Source organism: Agarivorans litoreus, from assembly GCF_019649015.1.
Taxonomy (GTDB): domain Bacteria; phylum Pseudomonadota; class Gammaproteobacteria; order Enterobacterales; family Celerinatantimonadaceae; genus Agarivorans; species Agarivorans litoreus.
On the sequence record NZ_BLPI01000001.1, the window covers coordinates 3,441,303 to 3,460,798 of the forward strand.

The following is a 19,496-nucleotide window of genomic DNA, read 5'->3' on the forward strand; positions in this document are numbered from 1 at the left end:
CTTGCTGGATTATCTGCTTAGTGTCGCACAGGAGTTGTTGTGAACCAATCCAAGAGCCATCGCTTAATTGTATTTGATACTGAAACCACCGGTATGAATGATAGTGGCGGACCTATCTACCAAGGACACCGTGTTATTGAAATTGGTTGTGTCGAAGTTATCGATCGAAAGCTAACCGGTAATACCTTTCATGTTTATATCAACCCTGAGCAGTTGATAGATGAAGAGGCGATTCAAGTTCACGGTATTACCGATGAATTTGTCGCAGATAAGCCTTTATTTAGAGATATTGCCCATGATTTTGTTGAGTTTATCCGTGGTGGCGAGTTGGTGGCACATAACGCAAACTTCGATATTAGCTTCCTAGATCACGAGTTTGAGATGATGTCGCGCACCTTAACTAAAGCGATGCCTAAATGTGCCGATATCTGTACTATCACTGATTCATTATTGGTGGCGCGGCGTGGTGAATACAATAAACGAGAAGTGCAATTAGCTGGCAATAAGCCCTTACCATCGCGTAAGAACTTAGATTCTTTAAGTGACTATTATGGTGTAGATCGCACATCACGTACCTACCATGGCGCATTATTGGATGCCGAATTGCTGGCCGACGTTTTCTTAAAAATGACCGGTGGCCAAAATAAGTTAAATTTAAAGCAAAAGGGCAGTGGGGATGGAGTTGGCGTGCGTTTGGTTGATTCTAATCGAGCCCCTCTAAAAGTGGTACGTGCCACAGAACAAGAACTCAACGCACACCAAGAGCGCTTGGATCTTGTTGAGAAAAAGGGAGGCCAGTGTCTCTGGCGTAACTAAACTTGATGATAAATAAAATTTTGTGGTTGTTGTTATGTGTGATGATACCTGTGCAAGCATCAACTGTATTCGAAAATCGAGACATTCCTTTAATCGATAACCGCTTTCGCCTCGATCAATCTATTGATAAGGCCACTTTTCTTCTCTATCGCTCACCTGGTTCTCCAGCCGCTATTTTAGTGCGCCCCGATGGTAGTAAGATTTACGCTTGGGATGTACCACAAAACGTGAGTTGGTTAGAAACTGACGAGTTGGACATTGTGACCATTGAAAATCCGATGCGAGGCCCTTGGCAGGCAGTGGCTGAAAACAAAGGCCGTAACCGCATTCGTATTCTCAGTGATATCGACTTAAGCGTTGACCCGATCCCTCATCAACTCTATCAAGGAGAGCGTTTGCGTGTAACGGCGCGCCTAAGTAGTAAAGGGGAGCGGATTGACTTAGAAGTCATGCTACAAGAAGCACTAATGAATGTTGCATTGATGCGCCAGCAATTGCTCGAAGACCAAACTGTAGAAGTGCGTCGCGATGAGTTAGGTAAGTTTTTTGATAATGGCAAAGATTATGATGAGTATGCCGACGATGGCGTGTTTACTACTTTTATTAAGCTAGAAGCCCGCCCTGGCAAGTATGAAATGATTGTCAGTACTTTAAATCAGGTTTTTACGCGAGCGCAAATCTTCCCTGTGTTGATATATCCCAATCCTATAGAAATAAAGGTTATGTCGCCTAAAGATGAAGAGCGTCAAGCACGGATGGCTTTGGTGATAGATACTGACGAAATTAGGCCTGAGTCAGTGGTTATCAGCGGTAAAGTTTATAATAACGTTGGTTGGGAGCAGGACTTTCAAACTTATGCTGAGAGTGATGAGTTTACCGTAGATCTTCCTACGCCTACCGAGCAAGGGCGCTACCGAGTGATGGGGACATTGTTAGCCACCACTATTCAAAATCGCGAAATTGTTATCGACTTGCCTGAGGAAGACTTTGTGATCCTTCCTCCGCCGCCACCGCCTCCAGCGCCAGTAGTAATAGAAGAGGTGGTTATTCCAGAGCCAGAAATGTCGCTGTGGCTAGTTATTTTACTTTATGTCTTTGGATTTTTGCTGTTAGCAGGTGCTGCCTTTGGTTTCATATGGTGGCGAAAACGTAAGGCCTTTGAGGCGGCATTAAAAGGCGCTAGAGAAGCGACTACAGCGGAACTAAGCCCAGAGCCTAAAATGGATGAAGCCAGTAGCTTAAAGATGCCGTCGGAATGATTTGTGGGCGGGTTTGGCTAAAAGCTCGACGCTTTGGCTAAAACATCAGCGCTTGAACGGGTTTTTAAAGAAATAAGGTAATTCTTTGTTGACTCGTAATAGGCATAACCGTATTATCTGCGCCGCACCAGACGAGATGGTTCTGCGGAGTGGTAGTTCAGTTGGTTAGAATACCGGCCTGTCACGCCGGGGGTCGCGGGTTCGAGTCCCGTCCACTCCGCCAAGTCTGTTTAGTCTGTGTGTAATGTTTCGATGTAGCGGAGTGGTAGTTCAGTTGGTTAGAATACCGGCCTGTCACGCCGGGGGTCGCGGGTTCGAGTCCCGTCCACTCCGCCAACGACGAAACAATTTAATGCGTAGGAGTGGTAGTTCAGTTGGTTAGAATACCGGCCTGTCACGCCGGGGGTCGCGGGTTCGAGTCCCGTCCACTCCGCCAGCATTAAAGTAGTAATACAATCGTGACGTTAGTATATGCGGAGTGGTAGTTCAGTTGGTTAGAATACCGGCCTGTCACGCCGGGGGTCGCGGGTTCGAGTCCCGTCCACTCCGCCACTACTAAACAAGGGCCTCGTTAAGCGAGGTTTTTTTGTGCCTGAAATTTGGGTGATTAGGCTTTAAGGTTTACTCAAAGCCTTAATTAGTAGGCTTAGTCTTGATACTTATCTCTAATTTTTACAAATCGAGCAAAGTTGTTGAGCAGCGCATCCACAAGCTGAGGATCAAACTGTTTACCGCGTTGTTGCTCCAGATACTCAATAATCTCTTGGTCATTCCAGGCATTTTTATAACAGCGTATGCTGCCTAGGGCATCAAACACATCAGCAATGGCGGTTAAACGGCCGCTAATTGGGATCTCTTCACCTTTTAAGCCTCTTGGGTAACCACTGCCATCCCATTTCTCGTGGTGCGAGCCAGCGATTTCCGAAGCAAGTTGCATTACTTCAATATTTGAGTCTTTAAGCATGTTTTCGCCAATGGCAGCATGGGTTTGCATGACTTCCCATTCCTCGGGGGTAAGTTTGCCCGGTTTATGCAGTATTGCGTCGGGAATGGCCACTTTGCCTACATCATGTAAGGGGGATGCCAGCTTTAACTGTTCAACTTTCATGGCTGGTAAATCAAGTAACTCGGCGAGTAAAACGGTAAAAAGGGCAACTCGTCGAACGTGCATGCCCGATTCTTTAGAGCGGGTTTCAACGATTTCCCCTAGGCGATATAGAACTTCTTTTTGGTTGGTGCTAATCACTTCGTTAAGCCGAATGTTTTCTAAAGCAACCACGATGTTTTCACTAAGCAAGTTAATGAAATGCTGGTCTGCTTGGTTAAACGGCGTATTCCTAGTGATATAAAATAATAAGTTGTAAGCGCTATTTTCACAGTAAATCGCTAAGGCGTTATCCTGAAATACATTGGTTTTTTGATCTATTGCTTGGCTGAATATTTTTTGCTGCGTATCAGGAAATTCTGATAGTTGCTGATGTGCTTTACTTGGGCGCTGTTGTCCTTGGTAAGCCAGTAATTGCAATTGGGCTGCATTAACCTGGTAGGCGTATTGCTCAACTTGATAGATACAGCTATCTTCTAAATTTAGTATTACAGCCAGTTGTTCTAAGGCGCCTTCAACAAAAGTAAACAAAGCATTTTTTTCGAATATGCCGCGCGAGGCCTTAACAACTTTTTCTAGGCCCAGTTTATGTTTCTCCAGCGAACAAATATCGCGGTAAGAGCGTAAGCTTGCTCGAATTAGAGTGCGTAGTTTTTGAGAGGTGAGTTCGGTTTTGTCCTTGTAGTCGTTAATGTCGTAGTTTTCTACCACTTCATCTTCAGGCGCTTGTCCCGGCTGCCCAGTACGTAACACAATACGAACGCTTTGGTTTTTAAGTTCTTGGCGAATATAACGAACTAAACATAAACCGGCATCATCGGTTTCCATTACAACATCTAATAGAATTAAGGCGATGTCGTTGTGTTGTGCCAATATAAGTTTGGCTTCTTGGGCTGAGTTGGCATGTAGAAATAATATCGATTTGTTGTCAAAAACAAACTGCGACAAAGTCATGCTGGTGATGTGGTGAACTTCCGGCTCATCGTCAACAACCAATAGTTTCCATTGATCTTGCTGCTCTTGAGTTTCGGTGGCTGTGTCATCTAGTAAAAAGATGTCGTCGCTCATTCGCTATCCATTGCTTATGTTTTTCTTTTAGTTAAGTGTATTTTAGACTCAAATTCAATGCCTTGCTTCTGATACTGATAAAAAAAAGCGAGCTATTGTTGCTCGCTTATTTTTGATTGATGAATTTTGGTATTAAGCGACGGAGTCTAAATCCGCTGCGTCTGTTTTGGCTAGACTAGGGCGATTCTCTAACTGCTCATGGTCAAAGTCATCTACGTTAATTGCAGCCAACCTGCCTTGCTCTGTTCGGCGCATTAAGGCGGCTTCTTCGGCGTTAATTACACCGAGTTTTATGCCTTCGTCGGCAAGTTTATTAAGCTGAGTGAAGGGACGTTTTTCGCCTAGTGCTTTACATACTTTGTCGTATAGCGCTTCGCAAGCCAGTACATCCTCCAAGGTTTGCTCTAGTTCTCCATAAACATTGCCTTCTACTCGGCTATCAAAGCGCCCTTGTCCTATGCGATTACGGGTTTCACTTGGCTCTTGTAGAATACGTGCAAGTTTATGGTCTAACACATCACTTGGCGCATGGAAGGGCTTACCTAGCGGGAACATCACTAAGCGCATTACTTTACCTACCCATTTATTGGGGAAGTTAAGCAGTAACTCATCTAGGGCATTCTGTAATTGAAACAAAGAGTCTTGCATGCTCCAGTGCAATAGAGGCAAATCTTCTTGTTTGCGGCCTTCATCGTCGTAACGCTTTAAAGTGGCCGAACACAAATAAAGCTGGCTTAGCATGTCACCTAGGCGTGCTGATACTCGTTCTTTACGTTTTAAGTTACCACCTAGCGTTCCCATAGCGACATCAGACAACAGCGCCAAATTGCTACTAAAGCGAGTTAACTGCTTGTAATAAGTAGCTGTTTGGTCGGAGTAGGGGGTGGTAATTAATCTGTTGCTAGTTAGGCCAAACCAAAAACTGCGAACAAAGTTGCTGGTGGCAAAACCAAGGTGGCTAAATAGCGCTCTATCAAACTGCTGTAAGCCTTGATTAAAATCGGGGTGTTGAGTGGCTTCCATTTCTGCAAGCACGTATGGATGACAGCGAATGGCGCCTTGCCCGTAAATAATCATGCTACGAGTTAGAATGTTTGCGCCTTCAACGGTAATAGCAATAGGCGCACCTTGATACGAGCGAGCCAAAAAGTTTTTAGGACCCAAGCAAATCCCTTTACCGCCCACTACGTCCATTGCATCAATGCTAGCGCGCTGGCCTCGGTGGGTTAGGTGGTATTTTACTATGGCAGAAATCACCGATGGTTTTTCGCCAAGGTCGATGGCGGTTACGGTTAAGTCAGAAGCCGCTCCCATTATGTAGGCGTTACCTGCTAATCGAGCTAAAGGCTCTTCCACTCCTTCCATTTTACCAATGGGTAACTTGAATTGGCGACGGATACGAGCGTAAGCACCGGTAGCTAAAGCCGCATTTTTAATGCCGCCGGTTGCACTAGAAGGCAGGGTAATTCCACGGCCAACCGACAAACATTCCACAAGCATGCGCCAACCTTGGCCTGCCATTTCTTTACCACCAATAATAAAGTCGATAGGCACAAATAGGTCGTTAGCGCGGGTAGGGCCGTTCATAAAAGGAACGTTAAGCGGAAAGTGGCGACGACCTACTTCAACACCTTCAATGTCGGTTGGAATAAGTGCGCAGGTAATACCAAGCTCTGCTTGCTCGCCAAGTAGCTTGTCGGGATCTGATAATTTAAATGCTAGGCCTAAAATAGTGGCCACTGGTGCTAAGGTGATATAGCGTTTATTCCAAGTAATTCGCATACCTAGCACTTGTTCACCTTGCCATTCACCCATGCAAACCACTCCAGCATCAGGAATCGATCCCGCATCAGAGCCCGCTTCTGGGCTGGTTAAGGCAAAACAAGGAATTTCTTTACCCTCAGCTAAACGGGGGAGGTAATGGTCTTGTTGTTCTTTTGTTCCGTAATGTTGCAATAATTCACCTGGACCAAGCGAGTTGGGGACACCTACAGTGCTTGAGAGTACCGCGGAAATACTGGCGAGTTTTTGTAGCACACAAGATTGCGCGTAGGCAGAAAACTCTAGGCCACCGTATTTCTTTTTGATGATCATGGCGAAGAATTTATGTTCTTTTAAAAAGTCCCAAATTTCTTCAGGTAAGTCTGCTAACTCATGGGTTATTTCCCAGTCTCTAGTCATCGCACATACTTGCTCAACCGGACCATCTAAGAAGGCTTGTTCTTCTGGGCTCAGGCGCGGAGCCGGGTAGCTATGAAGCTTTTTCCAGTCTGGAGCCCCGCGAAACAGATCGCCTTCCCACCATGTGGTACCCGCCTCGATGGCTTCTTTCTCGGTACGCGACATTTCGGGCATCACTTTTTTGAAGATTTTGAACAGCGGTTTAGAGATTAGCTGTTGACGCAAAGGTTTAAAGTTCAAGCCTCCTACTATTAATAAATAGGCTAACCAAAATAGCTCGCTAAAAGGCGATATGAAATTGTAAGCAACCAGTGAGGCGGTTAGCACTAAGGTAAAAGCCAGTAACGAAGCTCTAAAATAAGCGAGCCCGCCCATTAATAACAGGCCACCAATGGCAGCTAAAAGGGGTAAGTAACTTTGCATCAATCTCTCCTTGGACTTGTAAGAGGTCTGACCTCTTTGGGTATTTGTAACGTAGTAGTTAACAAAATTCAAGTCTTTTACAAAATATCAACATAAGTTTAGCTGTATTTTTTAGTTAATAAATTGAGTTATGCGCTGAATAGAACGCTGATTATGACTAAAAAAAACGTTATAGTGTGCAGCAAATAAGCCTTGCCCAGATAAGGGAACCTAGATGAAAAATTTGATAGTTGAAGAGTTACAAGAAGCGGTAACTGTTCTAAATGCTTTTATTGCCGATGAGAAAAACATTGACGCGATCGAACAAGCGGCTCGCTTGTTAGCTGACAGCTTTAAGCAGCAAGGCAAAGTATTATCTTGTGGTAATGGTGGTTCTCATTGTGATGCAATGCATTTTGCCGAAGAGTTAACCGGCCGCTATCGTGAAAACCGCCCTGCTTATCCGGCTATTGCTATTTCAGATCCTAGCCATTTATCTTGCGTGAGTAATGATTATGGCTACGAGTATGTATTCTCGCGCTATATTGAAGGATTAGGTCAAGCTGGTGATGTTCTTTTTGGCATTAGCACCAGTGGTAACTCGGGCAATATCATTAAGGCGATAGAAGCGGCTAAAGCCAAAGGTATGAAAGTAATTATTTTGTCTGGCAAAGACGGTGGCAAAATGGCTGGGCAAGCGGATGTAGAGATCCGCGTGCCACACTTTGGCTTTGCTGACCGTATTCAAGAAATTCACATAAAAGTGATTCATATCTTGATTCAGTTAATTGAGAAGTATATGGCTGAGTAAGCCTGTTATATCCGTAATCTAAGTAGCGAGTGGTTGTATGTGTGAATTACTAGGAATGAGTGCCAATGTTCCTACCGATATTTGCTTTTCCTTTACCGGCTTGGTGCAGCGCGGTGGAGTGACAGGCCCGCATGTAGATGGCTGGGGCATTACTTTTTATGAAGGTAAGGGTTGTCGCAGTTTTAAAGATCCTGCACCAAGTTGTAAATCTAAAATTGCAGAGTTGGTTCAAGCTTTTCCGATTAAAAGCCAGGCAGTAGTAGGACATATTCGTCAAGCTAACCGCGGGTGTGTTTCTCTAGAGAATACCCATCCTTTTACCCGTGAGTTATGGGGACAAAATTGGACTTACGCACACAATGGTCAGTTAAAGGGTTATAAAGCGCTTGATACTGGCTTTTTTAGGCCAATTGGTGCAACCGATAGCGAGCGTGCTTTTTGTTGGATCCTCGAACAGCTGCGTATTAAGTACCCACGTAAACCCGCCAACATGAAAGCCATGTTTAAATTTGTGGCGAGCCTAGCCGATCAGCTACGTGCAAAAGGCGTATTTAATATGCTGTTGAGCAATGGCGAGTTTGTGATGGCTTATTGTTCAACTAACCTGCATTGGATCACTCGTCGTGCGCCGTTTGGCGAGGCTCAGTTGGCAGATGCCGATGTTACCATCGACTTTTATAAAGAAACTACGCCAAATGATGTAGTGACAATGATTGCCACTCAGCCTTTAACCAATAACGAACAATGGCAAAAAATTGCTAGCGGCTCTTATGTATTGTTTAAAGACGGTGAAGTGCAATAAAGCTTTTTAAGCTAACTAAGCTTTAAGCTAAAACAAATAGAAAAAAGCGCCTTTAGGCGCTTTTTTTATGAGTTAGCGTAGCCGCTACTAGGGAGTATATTGCCGTCGAGTAGGGCGTTGTCATTTTTCATGCTCAATCGTCCTTCAACAAACCAATTAACGACCAATGGGTATATGGCATGTTCTTGCACTTGTACCCTTGCTGCTAGTGTTTCGGCATCATCATCGCTAAATACGGGAACTTTGGCCTGCAAAATTACCGGGCCTCCGTCTAACTCGGGGGTGACGAAGTGAATGCTGCAACCGTGTTCTTGGTCTTGGGCATCAATGGCGCGCTGATGGGTATTTAAACCTTGGTACTTCGGTAGCAAAGAGGGATGAATGTTTAGCATCTTGCCGCTAAAACGTTCTACAAATGCTTGGCTAAGAATACGCATGAAGCCGGCCATCACGATTAAGTCAGCGTTATGCTGCTCAATCACCTCAGCCAAAGCCATGTCATAGCTTTCGCGATCGCTATACTCTTTAGGGTTTACAACTACCGTGTTAATGGCTGCCTGCTTAGCGCGCTCAAGGCCATAAGCGTCGGCCTTGTTGCTTACTACTGCAGAAATAGAGGCGTTGATACGCCCCTCTTTACAGGCATCAATAATGGCTTGCAGGTTAGTCCCTGAACCTGAAATCAATACAACAATGTTGCGTGCCATTATTTACCCTATTTAAATTCTACTTGGCCTTCGCCTTCAGCTACATCTTCAATGTGGCCGATTTTCCAAGCTGTTTCGCCGTGCTCTGCTAATAAAGCTAGAGCAGCGTCTACTTCAGCTTCTGGTAAAGCGATAACCATGCCTACACCACAGTTGAAGGTGCGGTACATTTCTTCACGAGCCACGTTGCCATTCTCTTGCAACCAGTTAAACACTTCTGGCCATTGCCAGCTATTTTCATCAACCACTGCTTTTGCGCCAGCTGGCAATACGCGAGGAATGTTCTCCCAGAAACCACCACCAGTGATATGTGATAAAGCATGTACTTCACATTGCTTAAGCAAGGCTAATACCGACTTAACGTAGATTTTTGTTGGGGTCAATAGGGTTTCACCTAGCGTGCTATCACCTAAAACTTGTTTAGGATCGGCATTCGATACTTCTAGGATCTTGCGAATTAGTGAGTAGCCGTTTGAATGAGGACCACTAGAAGCTAAAGCGATTAACGCGTCACCGCTTGCTACTTTGGTGCCATCGATAATTTCTGACTTTTCAACAACACCCACACAGAAACCTGCGATGTCGTAGTCGTCGCCATGGTACATGCCTGGCATTTCTGCAGTTTCACCGCCAATTAAGGCACAGCCAGATAGCTCACAACCTTGACCAATGCCTTTTACAACGTCTGCTGCGGTATCAACGTCAAGTTTACCGGTTGCGTAGTAATCTAAGAAAAATAGCGGCTCAGCACCTTGTACAATAAGATCGTTTACACACATTGCGACTAAGTCGATACCAACGGTGTCATGCTTTTCCAAATCTAGTGCTAAGCGTAACTTTGTTCCAACGCCGTCGGTGCCAGCAACTAATACAGGCTCTTTGTAACCAGTAGGCAATTGACACAATGCACCAAAGCCTCCTAGTCCACCCATTACTTCTGGGCGCTGGGTACGTTTACTAACACTTTTGATACGTTCTACTAATGCATTACCAGCTTCGATATCAACGCCAGCATCTTTATAACTCAGAGGGGTGTTTTGTTTGGTCACGGGATTACCTTGCAACGAACATAGAAAAAAATTTCGCGATATTTTAGCAGTGTTAGCGGCCTGGTAACAGTAATAAACGATAACTAAGACATTTTGTTGATATTTGCTAACATATCTCCATTGAGTCTGATTTAAACTAACGGCTCACAATTTGGTAAATCAAAGGAATAGAGATGAAAGTTGTTGAAGTAAAACATCCTTTAGTTCGTCACAAAATCGGGCTAATGCGCGAAGCTGACATTAGCACAAAGCGTTTTCGTGAATTAGCGCGTGAAGTTTCTGCATTATTAACCTACGAAGCAACAGCCAATCTCGAAATAGAAGAAGTGACCATTGCCGGTTGGAATGGCCCTGTGAAGGTAGAGCAAATTAAAGGTAAAAAGGCTACTGTTGTGCCTATTTTACGTGCGGGGCTTGGCATGATGGACGGTGTTTTAGAGCATATGCCATCAGCAAAAACCAGTGTGGTTGGGATTTACCGTGATGAAGAGACTTTAGAGCCGGTTCCTTATTTTCATAAACTTGTTAGCCAAATTGATGAGCGTTTGGCCCTTGTAGTAGACCCTATGCTGGCTACTGGTGGGTCTATGATTGCCACTATCGATTTATTAAAAGAGCAAGGCTGTAAAGACATTGTAGTATTGGTATTAGTGGCCGCTCCTGAAGGTTTAAAAGCTTTGGAGGCTGCACACCCTGATTTGGTCTTGTATACTGCGTCAATTGATGAAAAGCTAAATGAGCATGGCTACATTCTTCCTGGTTTGGGGGATGCCGGCGATAAGATTTTTGGTACTAAATAGAACGTCAAAAATAGTTAATTGAATCTCTAGGAGAGCGCAGTGATTAGAAAGTGGTTGTTGGTACTTAGTTTGGCAGTGGTGATGTTGCCGGTTCAAGCCTCGCTGCAAGAGGAACTTTACCGAATTGAGGCACAAGCCACTGGCGATACCCAACAAGATCAGCGACATGCTTTCGAGTTATTGGTACTGCGCTTAACTGGGGAGCAAGCTAGCAATGCTAATCCATTGGTCACAAAAGCAAGAGCCAATATTAATCCGTATATTCAACAGTTTGCTTACCGTGACGATGCTATATCGGTGCTGTTTAACGAAGCAAAAGTAAACCAGCTGTTGATGCAAGCTCAATTGCGTTTATGGGGAAAGCAACGCCCAGATATCGTATTGTGGTATGCCAGCGAGCAGAACTTTAACCGAGCATTGTTAGCCGATAGTGCTCAACAAGATTGGTTAGAGGCTGGCCGGAAACGGGCGCAGCTACTAGGTTTACCTGTTCGCCTTCCTGTTATGGATTTAGAAGATACTATGGCGGTGAGCGTCAATGATGTATGGGGCGGTTTTGATGGCCCATTGTACGCAGCTAGTGAGCGTTATTCTGTGCCACTTATCCTGAGCTTTCGCCAATATCCGCAAGGTCAAAATTGGCAGATCCAATGGCGATTGTTAGACAGCGCAAGCCAAATACAACTTGATAGCGGCCAAGTACAAGCGCCACTAGCAGACGTTAGCGCAGCTGCTATGAGTGCAGTAAGCGCCAGTTTGGCCGAACGCTATGGCGTGATATTAGGCGAGAATGCCGATGAAGCAATATTGGTTAGCTTTACTAACATAACCAGCATGAACAAATATGTTGAGCTGGAGCGCTTTCTTAACCAGCAACCTAGTGTGGCAAGAGTAACCTTACACAATGTAAAACAAGACACGTTTACTTTTGAGGTGCAATTGCTTAGCCCTTGGGAAGACCTTAAATCTTCACTTGATATTGCCCCGCGCCTGCAAGCGGATGAAACGCGAACAAAGTTTTATTTTTACCAATAGCAAAAATTTTTCATCTTAATAGCGAGCTGGTACAATACCGTAAGTTTTGTATCAGCCATTATTTATCAATTTGAGCTTTTCCCCGCAATTATCACTTCCTGTACTTTTACCTGATGATGAAACCTTGGTGAGTTTTTACCCAGGCGACAATCAACAGCTTTTAAGTGCACTGCGCAATCTTGCTTTAGATAAAGGCGAGAGGATGCTTTATTTGTGGGGCAGTGAAGGGTCGGGGCGAACCCATTTGTTGCATGCCAGTTGCACTGAAATGGCCGACGTTGGCGCAGCAAGTGCTTATTTACCCTTAGAGCGTCATGCGGCTATGTCTCCTAAAATGCTTGAGGGTCTAGAAAGTATGGCTTTGGTGTGTTTAGACAACATTGACGCGATTGTGGGCATTTCGGCTTGGGAAGAGGCGATTTTTGATTTTTATAATCGCCGAAAAGAATTAGCGTCTACCACCCGTTTAATTGTTACCGCCAATGCGCCAGCACCTCAGCTGTCTTTTGCCTTGGCCGATTTACAGTCTCGTTTAAACTGGGGCGTAACCTATAAATTACATGAGCTAGATGACGAGCAAAAGCTGAGTGCTTTGCAACTACGGGCAGAATTACGTGGTTTGAAGATGCCATTAGAGGTGGCTCGTTTTCTGTTAAAGCGTTTATCGCGTGATATGCCTACTTTGCTAAACAAGCTTGATCTGTTAGACCAAGCTTCCATTACTGCTCAACGAAAGTTAACCGTTCCCTTTGTGAAAGAGATCTTAGAGCTTTAGTCTTTAGCTTTATCCTTTAGCTTCTTTAATCCTATCCCTAGCTCTTTACCGCGAAACTTCGCGTACTGTAACCCAAACCAAAACGCACTGAGTACTAATACTAATTCTACTGCAGCTAACCAGCGTTCGGTGTCGGACACGACTAACAGCGTGGTGCTGTGAAGCACATATAGCAGCAGCACAAAACAACTCCAGGCATAGGTATAAGGTTTACCGGCCAGAATGCCTTTTAGTGGGAACAGCAATGGCACGACCCAAAAGGCCAACATTAAACCTAGACTAATATCAACTGGTGGTGATAGCCATAAATGCCATAATAGCACCCAAGCCAGCAGCATTAAGTAACTGCTTTTGGCTATCAGTAATAATTGAGAAGTACTTAGCTTAGACAATCTCTAACACCTGTTCTGGTGGTCGGCCAATGCGCGCTTTATCTCGATTAATCACAATTGGGCGTTCAATCAGTTTAGGGTTTGCATGCATTGCCGCTACCAGTTGAGCAGGAGTAAGCGATGCATCGGCTAAATTCAATTCTTTATAGAGCGCCTCTTTAGTGCGCATTAACTGCCGAGGCTCAAATTGCATCATGTCCAGTATCTTGGTGATATCTGCTTCACTCGGAGGTGTTTCTAGATAAAGCACAATTTCTGGCTCGATGCCTTTTTCTTGAAGAAGCTGCAAGGTTTGGCGACTTTTAGAGCAGCGCGGGTTATGAAGGATTTTAATCGTAGACATGCTTGTTCCTTATGTACATCTTAGTTGAGCGATTCGAGCTCTTGCTCTGCGACTTTAAATTGTTCAATTCTGGCTTGAATACGAGCTTGCTCGAGATTGTTTTCTGTTAGGTTGTATGCGCTATGAAGTTCGTCAATGGCACGGCGATAATCAGAATACAAAGAAAGATACTCGGCCTGTGCAATATGGCTTGCGGCCATATTATTGAGCCTGCGTTGAGTGCGGCTAAGTTCTCCCCAAGCCAGGGCGTCATTTGGTTTTTCGCGCAGGTAGCGGTCTAACAGTTTAGCGCCTTCTTTAAACTGACCGTTTTCATTTAAGGCATGGGCTAGATTAAGCACAATAACTTGGTTATTGGGATAGCGAGTTTGTGCAACTTCTAAGCGCTTAATTGCTGGCTGGTAGTTTTTCATGGCCAAATCGATGTCAGTTTGAGTATCTATAACAAAAAGGTTATCAGGGTGGCGTTTGGCAAGACCATCAACGATGAGTTTTGACTCGCTATATTTTCCTATGCCAAAGAGAGCTAAGGCCTGACCATAAAGGGCTGCATCTTCAATTCGATATTCTTTACGCGCTATTACTCGGTTGTAGTGCTCTAAGGCTTCAGATGGAGAGAATGTACCATGACGTACGATAATACGAGCTTTGGCAAATTGGAACGCTAGCGAAGGTGCAACATATCGATTTGGGTATTGGTTAGCCCGAGCGCGTGCTTCACTGACTCGCGTTTCTGGTAATGGGTGGGTAATTAGCATTTGTGGTGGCTTGCTGGCGTAACGGTATTTCTCAGATAGCTTGCCAAAAAAGTTACCCATGCCCGTTGGGTCGTAGCCAGCATTTGCTAACGTTCGCAGGCCTATTCGGTCTGCTTCAAATTCATTAGCGCGGGTGTAGTTAATTGAGTTTTGCACACCTGCCGCCATGGTAGCTTGTAGTGCTGCGATACCAGCTACGGGGTTGGCTATGCCTAGCAATAAAGAACCTAACATGCCAGCCATTGATAAGTTTTGAGCCGCCGCTTGGTTTTCAATGCTGCGCGCAATGTGGCGCTGAGTGACGTGGGCGATTTCGTGAGCAATAACAGAAGCAAATTCACTTTCAGTATCGGCATATAAAAATAAACCGGTATGAATCTTTACGTAGCCACCGAGAAAAGCAGCAGCGTTTATTTCATTATCTGTGACTAAAAAAAAGTTAAAAGGAGTGCGCACTAAGTCAGCTTTAGCAACAAGTTGATTGCCTAGTTCAGTAACATATTCGGATAACACCGGGTCGTTGGTCATACGGCTACTGGCGCGAATAATTCGCATGTAGGCATTGCCGTACATTATTTCTTTATCGATAGATAAGGCCGACGCACCAGCTGTGCCTATTTCAGGCAATTGATTATTGGCAGACATAAGGGGGACGTAACCAAAAAGCAGGCCTGCTAAAACGAAATGTGCGAAACGCGTCATTGAAATCCAATATCTTTGCATTTGTACCGCGAGAATACCCCGATTTTGTTTGTTATTCAAAAGCTATAAATTGAGTCCTGCACAATTGCCTGTAATAATGTCTTGGTTATTTTATGGTAATTATTACAAATGCTTTGCCTCGATTTACAGAAACATAACTGTCCTTACCCGTTATTAGAAAGTAAGCTTTGGCTAAAACAAGCTAAAGTCGGTGATCAAGTTCAATTGTTGTTGGGGGACAGCGGATCACGTAGTGATATCCCCCAGTATTTTCGTCGATTAGGGCATGATGTAAGAATAGAGCAAGATGCTCATAGTTTTTGCGTCACCATAACTGTCCAACCGCTAAAGGATTAAAGCTGTAACTATGTTTAATGTCTTATCAAAATGGTACCACCGTATGTTTTCGGATCCGGAAGCGGTGGCTATGGCACTGGTGTTAGTGATTGGTTTTGTACTGTTGTACTTTTTTAGTAACCTGCTGGCTCCATTGTTGATCGCTTTAGTATTAGCTTACTTGCTGGACTGGCCTGTAAGCTTTCTTGCTCATCATGGGTTTCGCCGAGGATTAGCTAGCGCCTTAGTGCTACTCATATTCTTCCTGATTGCTACCTTCACGGTGTTAAGAGTATTGCCTACGGTTTGGGGGCAGGGGATGAACTTACTCAGTGAATACCCGGTGATGCTCAATAGCACTCAGCAATGGCTTGAGTCTCTGCCACAGCAATACCCAGAGTTTATCGACGGTGCTTTGGTAGAAAGCGTGGTAGACAATATTAGAACCCGCTTAATGGGAGTGGGGGAGCGAGTCCTGCAATCGTCTTTATCTTCAATTATTAATTTAGCTACCGTGTTGGTATATAGCGTATTAGTACCTTTGATGGTGTTCTTCATGCTAAGTGACAAGCAGGTGTTACTGAATAGCGTGTCTCGCTTTTTGCCTAACGATCGTCGTTTGTTAACTCAAGTATGGTCGGAAATGAATGGCCAAGTGATTAACTATATTCGCGGTAAAGCGATTGAAATACTGCTCGTGGGTGGGGCCAGTTATATCGTATTTGCGATTATGGATCTGCGTTACTCGGCGTTACTTGGCGTGTTAGTGGGTTTGTCGGTACTTATTCCCTTTATTGGCGCGTTTGCTGTTACTCTACCAGTGGCCATGGTTGGATTATTCCAGTGGGGGTTAAGCCCTCAATTTGGGTATCTAATGTTGGCATACGGCATTATTCAAGTCATTGATGGAAACGTATTAGTACCGATTTTGTTCTCAGAAGCAGTTAACTTACACCCACTGGCGATTATTGTGGCTGTACTTGTATTTGGCGGCTTGTGGGGCTTTTGGGGAGTGTTTTTTGCTATTCCGCTTGCGACCTTAGTAAAAGCAGTAATGAATGCTTGGCCACATCACATTGAAAAAGTTGAGGACCCTAAGCCCCCAACCTTTGAAGAGTAATTATTGGTTTAAGTAATCGAGCACTACTTGGTGGTGCTCTTTAGTTTTAAACTTATTAAATACATGCTCAATTTGACCTTGCTCATCGATCAAAAAGCTAATGCGGTGAATCCCATCGTATTCTTTACCCATAAATTTCTTCAAACCCCAAACCCCAAACTGTTCGGCAACTGCATGATCTTCGTCAGACAGTAAATCAAAGTTGAGTTGATGCTTTTCTATAAATTTAGGCAGACGTTGAACCGGATCTGGACTTACTCCAAATACTACAGTGTTGGCAGCTTTGAGCTGTTCAATGCTGTCACGCAAACCGCAGGCTTGAGTAGTGCAACCAGGCGTTAAGGCCTTAGGGTAAAAATACACCAATACTTTTTTACCCGCGTAGTCGCTAAGTTTAATGCGCTTTTCATCTTGGTTTGGCAAATCAAATTGCGGAGCTGCAGCTCCGGCCGTCAATGTGTTCATTAAAGGTATCCTTTATCGTGGTGCTTAATTCGACAAAATTTGTAAATCAAACTGCTCGCTGCCTAACTCTTGGCATAGTTGCGCAAACGCCTGTTCAATTTGTTCTGGTTGATGGGTTTGATTTAGCTTAACGTCAAATTCAGCGTGTAACATCTCAATATTATTCTTGGTGAACAGATTCGATTTTAAGCTCACCATATTCATTTGATGGTCGCTGATAAACTGGGTCACTTTGCTAATCACCCCGGTTGCATCAGGTAAAGTTAACTGCAAAACGGCGGCATGAGAGTAATCGATCAACTCATGGCGCGAGGTTTTTTTCATTACCGTTAGCAACTGCAATTCTTGCGCCTTAGCCGGTAAGCGAGTTTCTATTTGAATAACGGAATTATGAGTGCCAGCAACTAGCATGATTAAGGTAAATTCCGAACCAAAGAGTGCCATTCGGCTATCCACAATGTTACAACCGCAGCTAGAAACAAGCTGAGTGAGTTGATTTACAATGCCTGGCCGATTACTGCCAACAGCAGTGACCACAAGATGTTGACTCATATTCCGTTTTACATATTTAGCTAGATTTAGTGTGTCAGGATACTTGCTTAAAGCGGTGAATTCTAGCGTATAAAAACTTAGCTCTAAGCAAAAGGTGAGTTTGTATCAAGCCCTGAATGTTTTCACCTTGTGTTTATGAAAGTGGCTAAGTAGTATAGCGCCCTTACTCTGGATTGTTTTCGTATAACGAAATCGCTTACCAGCAAATGTTTTTGTTTGTAGATGTAGTGGGATATGCAACTAGTTTCTTTTTCAACGATGAAAGTCGTGTTTTTTGGCAGTCTATTGGTGACTCTGGCAGCATGCTCAAATAGCGGTGAGAAACACCGCCAGGCTGAGCGAGGTTTTGAGTATTTAGAGGCTAGCCAAATAGAGCCTTTAGTTATTCCTGCAGGGGTGATGTCGCCCGAGCAAAGTAGTGAGTTTGTTATCCCAACCCCAATCACTGAAGCTGAAGTGTTTGTTGGTGCCGCGGTGGATGTTCGAGCCCCTGTTCAGATTATCCCTTTAATTGCTGGGAGCCGTATTGAAGACACCGATGAAGGGCTGATCTTTTGGTTTGATATTTTGCAAGCTCAAACTGCTACCGAGACAACCGCTACAATGATGCAAACCATTAGCGATTACATTTCTTATCGTAATTCGTCAATTGCCCGCCGCGATGAGCAGCAATCCTTAATTGAGTCCAATTGGTTGGTTGATGTAGAAAAAATTGAAGGTAGTTGGTGGTTTTTCTCTAGTGATAAGGTAATGGAGCAGCGCCAAAAATTTACCTATCAGCTAGAAGTTAAACCTCATGGTCGAACCGCGGGTCTAAAGGTAAGCTTTATCGACGGTGAAATTTATCGCGACGGTGGAGACTTGGCGATTGATTTAGATGAGTTCGACAAGCAGCGACTCGCCGTGATAGAGCTTAATCGCTTAATTGGCTATGTAAGCGAGCGACGTGAAGCCTTAGAGCAGCAGCTTGCAGCACAACGTGAAGAGGCCCGTTTGGCCGCCATGAGTGAGGCCGAAAAAGAGCAACTTTACGACGAGACGGTGAATTTGGTGTTAGTAAACGACAGCGGTGCAGCTTACTACAAAGCGCGTGCTAACATGGAAAAAACCATGAAGCGTTTGCGTTTAGTATTACCTCTAGCGGGCTTCACTATTACCGATTACATCGCTAACTCTGGCAGCTTGTATCTTACTTACGAGCGTCCACCGGAACAAATTCTTGAAAATTATGGTTTAAGCACCATGAAGTTTGAAGAAAAAGACTACATTTTTACGGTGGGTTCAAATGGCAATGTTACTCAAATTACCTTAAGTGATAATGAAGGTGTTGTACTTAAGCCAAGTGAAGTAAAAGCCTTGTATCCCTACTTGGCCATCTTGATGAAGATGGGCTTAGACACAAGCGAAAGTTTGTCTCGATAATACCCATTTACATTTGGTTAGATTTGAAAGGTCTCTTTAAGAGGCCTTTTTTATTTACTGATGTTGATGATAGCCTTGCCAATTTGTTAACTACCCTTAGCGTATTAAGTCGTCAGCATTGAGCTAAGGTCTGCAGTGTTTGGGCTGAGTTGCATACTTCTGATACTGTTGGAGCTAACTCTGCCAGCGAAAAAACAGTTGTTCATGTTGAATCTGAAGTAGATGTAATGTTTGAGTAACTTATTAGACAAGCGGTTTTTTAGGGTAAAGAGCAGTAAGCGTAAAGCTTGTTGAAGATGCCGAGCAAGCCGGTTCACTCAAGGCTAGAGATGTTTATTTACAGGCTTTAGAAAAGCAAAAGGAACAGCACTAGTAAAGCTTGTGGAGTTTACGATTATAGGGCGATTTAACGTTGCTCTGAGTCATGCGATTTTTTTGATTTGGGCAATTTTTTCTTGATGTTAAATCGGTCCATGTGCCTGAGCAGCATCAGATTGCCAAGAATAAAACCCAATACCAGAGCAATGATAAGAATAACGTATCCGATAGCCATGGTAAGTCTCCAAATCTTGTTGTGTGGGTACTCAAACTAGCTG

At 44.2% G+C, this 19,496-nt stretch carries 20 protein-coding genes and 4 tRNA genes; 14 read left to right on the forward strand and 10 right to left on the reverse strand.

From position 1 onward, the window contains the following. The first annotated feature begins 39 nt into the window (after nucleotides 1-39). The 6 genes from dnaQ (at nucleotide 40) to K5L93_RS15845 (ending at nucleotide 2,627) form a co-directional block, all read left to right on the forward strand. Nucleotides 40-816, forward strand: coding sequence for a DNA polymerase III subunit epsilon (gene dnaQ, locus K5L93_RS15820; RefSeq protein ID WP_220720700.1), 777 nt, complete (start codon nucleotides 40-42; stop codon nucleotides 814-816). Between the two features lie 50 nt (nucleotides 817-866). Beyond that, nucleotides 867-2,075, forward strand: coding sequence for a TIGR03503 family protein (locus K5L93_RS15825; RefSeq protein ID WP_220720701.1), 1,209 nt, complete (start codon nucleotides 867-869; stop codon nucleotides 2,073-2,075). A 146-nt stretch (nucleotides 2,076-2,221) separates the two neighbouring features. Continuing rightward, a tRNA-Asp gene (locus K5L93_RS15830) sits at nucleotides 2,222-2,298 on the forward strand. 36 nt (nucleotides 2,299-2,334) lie between these two features. Next, nucleotides 2,335-2,411, forward strand: a tRNA-Asp gene (locus tag K5L93_RS15835). 23 nt (nucleotides 2,412-2,434) lie between these two features. After that, nucleotides 2,435-2,511 (forward strand) — tRNA-Asp (locus K5L93_RS15840). Between the two features lie 39 nt (nucleotides 2,512-2,550). Beyond that, a tRNA-Asp gene (locus K5L93_RS15845) sits at nucleotides 2,551-2,627 on the forward strand. Between the two features lie 94 nt (nucleotides 2,628-2,721). Here K5L93_RS15845 and K5L93_RS15850 read toward each other — a convergent pair. Beyond that, entirely contained in the window at nucleotides 2,722-4,248 is a 1,527-nt protein-coding gene (locus tag K5L93_RS15850; protein ID WP_220720702.1) for an HD domain-containing phosphohydrolase, read from the reverse strand. 132 nt (nucleotides 4,249-4,380) lie between these two features. Further along, nucleotides 4,381-6,852 (reverse strand): acyl-CoA dehydrogenase FadE, encoded by a 2,472-nt coding sequence (fadE, locus tag K5L93_RS15855; RefSeq protein ID WP_220720703.1) that lies wholly within the window; start codon nucleotides 6,850-6,852, stop codon nucleotides 4,381-4,383. Between the two features lie 214 nt (nucleotides 6,853-7,066). Between fadE and lpcA the strand changes: the two genes are divergently transcribed. Then, nucleotides 7,067-7,642, forward strand: coding sequence for a D-sedoheptulose 7-phosphate isomerase (lpcA, locus tag K5L93_RS15860; protein ID WP_152779719.1), 576 nt, complete (start codon nucleotides 7,067-7,069; stop codon nucleotides 7,640-7,642). A 37-nt stretch (nucleotides 7,643-7,679) separates the two neighbouring features. Continuing rightward, nucleotides 7,680-8,444, forward strand: a complete 765-nt coding sequence (locus K5L93_RS15865) for a class II glutamine amidotransferase (protein ID WP_220720704.1) — start codon at nucleotides 7,680-7,682, stop codon at nucleotides 8,442-8,444. Between the two features lie 65 nt (nucleotides 8,445-8,509). Here K5L93_RS15865 and purN read toward each other — a convergent pair whose 3' ends face one another. Next, a complete protein-coding gene (gene purN / locus K5L93_RS15870; protein WP_220720705.1) occupies nucleotides 8,510-9,151 on the reverse strand; it encodes a phosphoribosylglycinamide formyltransferase in 642 nt (213 codons plus the stop codon). 8 nt (nucleotides 9,152-9,159) lie between these two features. Continuing rightward, entirely contained in the window at nucleotides 9,160-10,200 is a 1,041-nt protein-coding gene (purM, locus tag K5L93_RS15875) for a phosphoribosylformylglycinamidine cyclo-ligase (RefSeq protein WP_220720706.1), read from the reverse strand. A gap of 173 nt (nucleotides 10,201-10,373) precedes the next feature. On the opposite strand from purM, the gene upp reads away from it, so the two are divergent. The 3 genes from upp to hda all read left to right on the forward strand — a co-directional run bounded on the left by upp (nucleotide 10,374) and on the right by hda (nucleotide 12,810). Further along, complete coding sequence (gene upp, locus K5L93_RS15880; protein ID WP_220720707.1) at nucleotides 10,374-11,000, forward strand: uracil phosphoribosyltransferase; 627 nt, start codon at nucleotides 10,374-10,376, stop codon at nucleotides 10,998-11,000. Between the two features lie 39 nt (nucleotides 11,001-11,039). Then, on the forward strand, nucleotides 11,040-12,035 hold the full coding sequence (locus K5L93_RS15885) for a DUF2066 domain-containing protein (protein WP_220720708.1): 996 nt from the start codon (nucleotides 11,040-11,042) through the stop codon (nucleotides 12,033-12,035). 70 nt (nucleotides 12,036-12,105) lie between these two features. Next, on the forward strand, nucleotides 12,106-12,810 hold the full coding sequence (gene hda / locus K5L93_RS15890) for a DnaA inactivator Hda (protein WP_220720709.1): 705 nt from the start codon (nucleotides 12,106-12,108) through the stop codon (nucleotides 12,808-12,810). Here the strand turns inward: hda and K5L93_RS15895 are convergent. The 3 genes from K5L93_RS15895 to bepA are packed head-to-tail and all read right to left on the reverse strand — an operon-like array spanning nucleotide 12,807 to nucleotide 15,005. Next, nucleotides 12,807-13,202: a DUF2069 domain-containing protein gene (locus K5L93_RS15895; protein ID WP_220720710.1), complete on the reverse strand. Its 396-nt coding sequence runs from the start codon at nucleotides 13,200-13,202 to the stop codon at nucleotides 12,807-12,809. The genes hda and K5L93_RS15895 overlap by 4 nt on opposite strands. Then, nucleotides 13,195-13,545: an arsenate reductase (glutaredoxin) gene (gene arsC, locus K5L93_RS15900; RefSeq protein ID WP_220720711.1), complete on the reverse strand. Its 351-nt coding sequence runs from the start codon at nucleotides 13,543-13,545 to the stop codon at nucleotides 13,195-13,197. Before arsC ends, K5L93_RS15895 begins: the two co-directional genes overlap by 8 nt. A 20-nt stretch (nucleotides 13,546-13,565) precedes the next feature. Next, nucleotides 13,566-15,005 carry a beta-barrel assembly-enhancing protease gene (gene bepA / locus K5L93_RS15905; RefSeq protein ID WP_220720712.1) on the reverse strand — a complete coding sequence of 480 codons (1,440 nt, stop codon included), beginning with the start codon at nucleotides 15,003-15,005 and terminating at the stop codon, nucleotides 13,566-13,568. Nucleotides 15,006-15,134: 129 nt separating this feature from the next. Here bepA and K5L93_RS20290 point away from each other — a divergent pair, with 129 nt between their 5' ends. Beyond that, nucleotides 15,135-15,362 (forward strand): sulfurtransferase TusA family protein, encoded by a 228-nt coding sequence (locus K5L93_RS20290; RefSeq protein ID WP_220720713.1) that lies wholly within the window; start codon nucleotides 15,135-15,137, stop codon nucleotides 15,360-15,362. A 43-nt stretch (nucleotides 15,363-15,405) separates the two neighbouring features. Next, nucleotides 15,406-16,461: an AI-2E family transporter gene (locus K5L93_RS15915; protein ID WP_246615069.1), complete on the forward strand. Its 1,056-nt coding sequence runs from the start codon at nucleotides 15,406-15,408 to the stop codon at nucleotides 16,459-16,461. Here K5L93_RS15915 and bcp read toward each other — a convergent pair whose 3' ends face one another. Both bcp and K5L93_RS15925 read right to left on the reverse strand, forming a co-directional pair. After that, entirely contained in the window at nucleotides 16,462-16,926 is a 465-nt protein-coding gene (bcp, locus tag K5L93_RS15920) for a thioredoxin-dependent thiol peroxidase (RefSeq protein WP_220720715.1), read from the reverse strand. It lies immediately after the preceding gene. Nucleotides 16,927-16,950: 24 nt separating this feature from the next. Then, nucleotides 16,951-17,478 (reverse strand): glycine cleavage system transcriptional repressor, encoded by a 528-nt coding sequence (locus K5L93_RS15925; protein WP_220720716.1) that lies wholly within the window; start codon nucleotides 17,476-17,478, stop codon nucleotides 16,951-16,953. Nucleotides 17,479-17,712: 234 nt separating this feature from the next. Here K5L93_RS15925 and bamC point away from each other — a divergent pair, with 234 nt between their 5' ends. Beyond that, complete coding sequence (gene bamC, locus K5L93_RS15930; RefSeq protein WP_220720717.1) at nucleotides 17,713-18,900, forward strand: NlpB/DapX family lipoprotein; 1,188 nt, start codon at nucleotides 17,713-17,715, stop codon at nucleotides 18,898-18,900. A gap of 406 nt (nucleotides 18,901-19,306) precedes the next feature. Here the strand turns inward: bamC and K5L93_RS20210 are convergent, their stop codons facing one another. Then, nucleotides 19,307-19,453 carry a DUF2897 family protein gene (locus K5L93_RS20210; RefSeq protein ID WP_220720718.1) on the reverse strand — a complete coding sequence of 49 codons (147 nt, stop codon included), beginning with the start codon at nucleotides 19,451-19,453 and terminating at the stop codon, nucleotides 19,307-19,309. Nucleotides 19,454-19,496 lie beyond the last annotated feature (43 nt).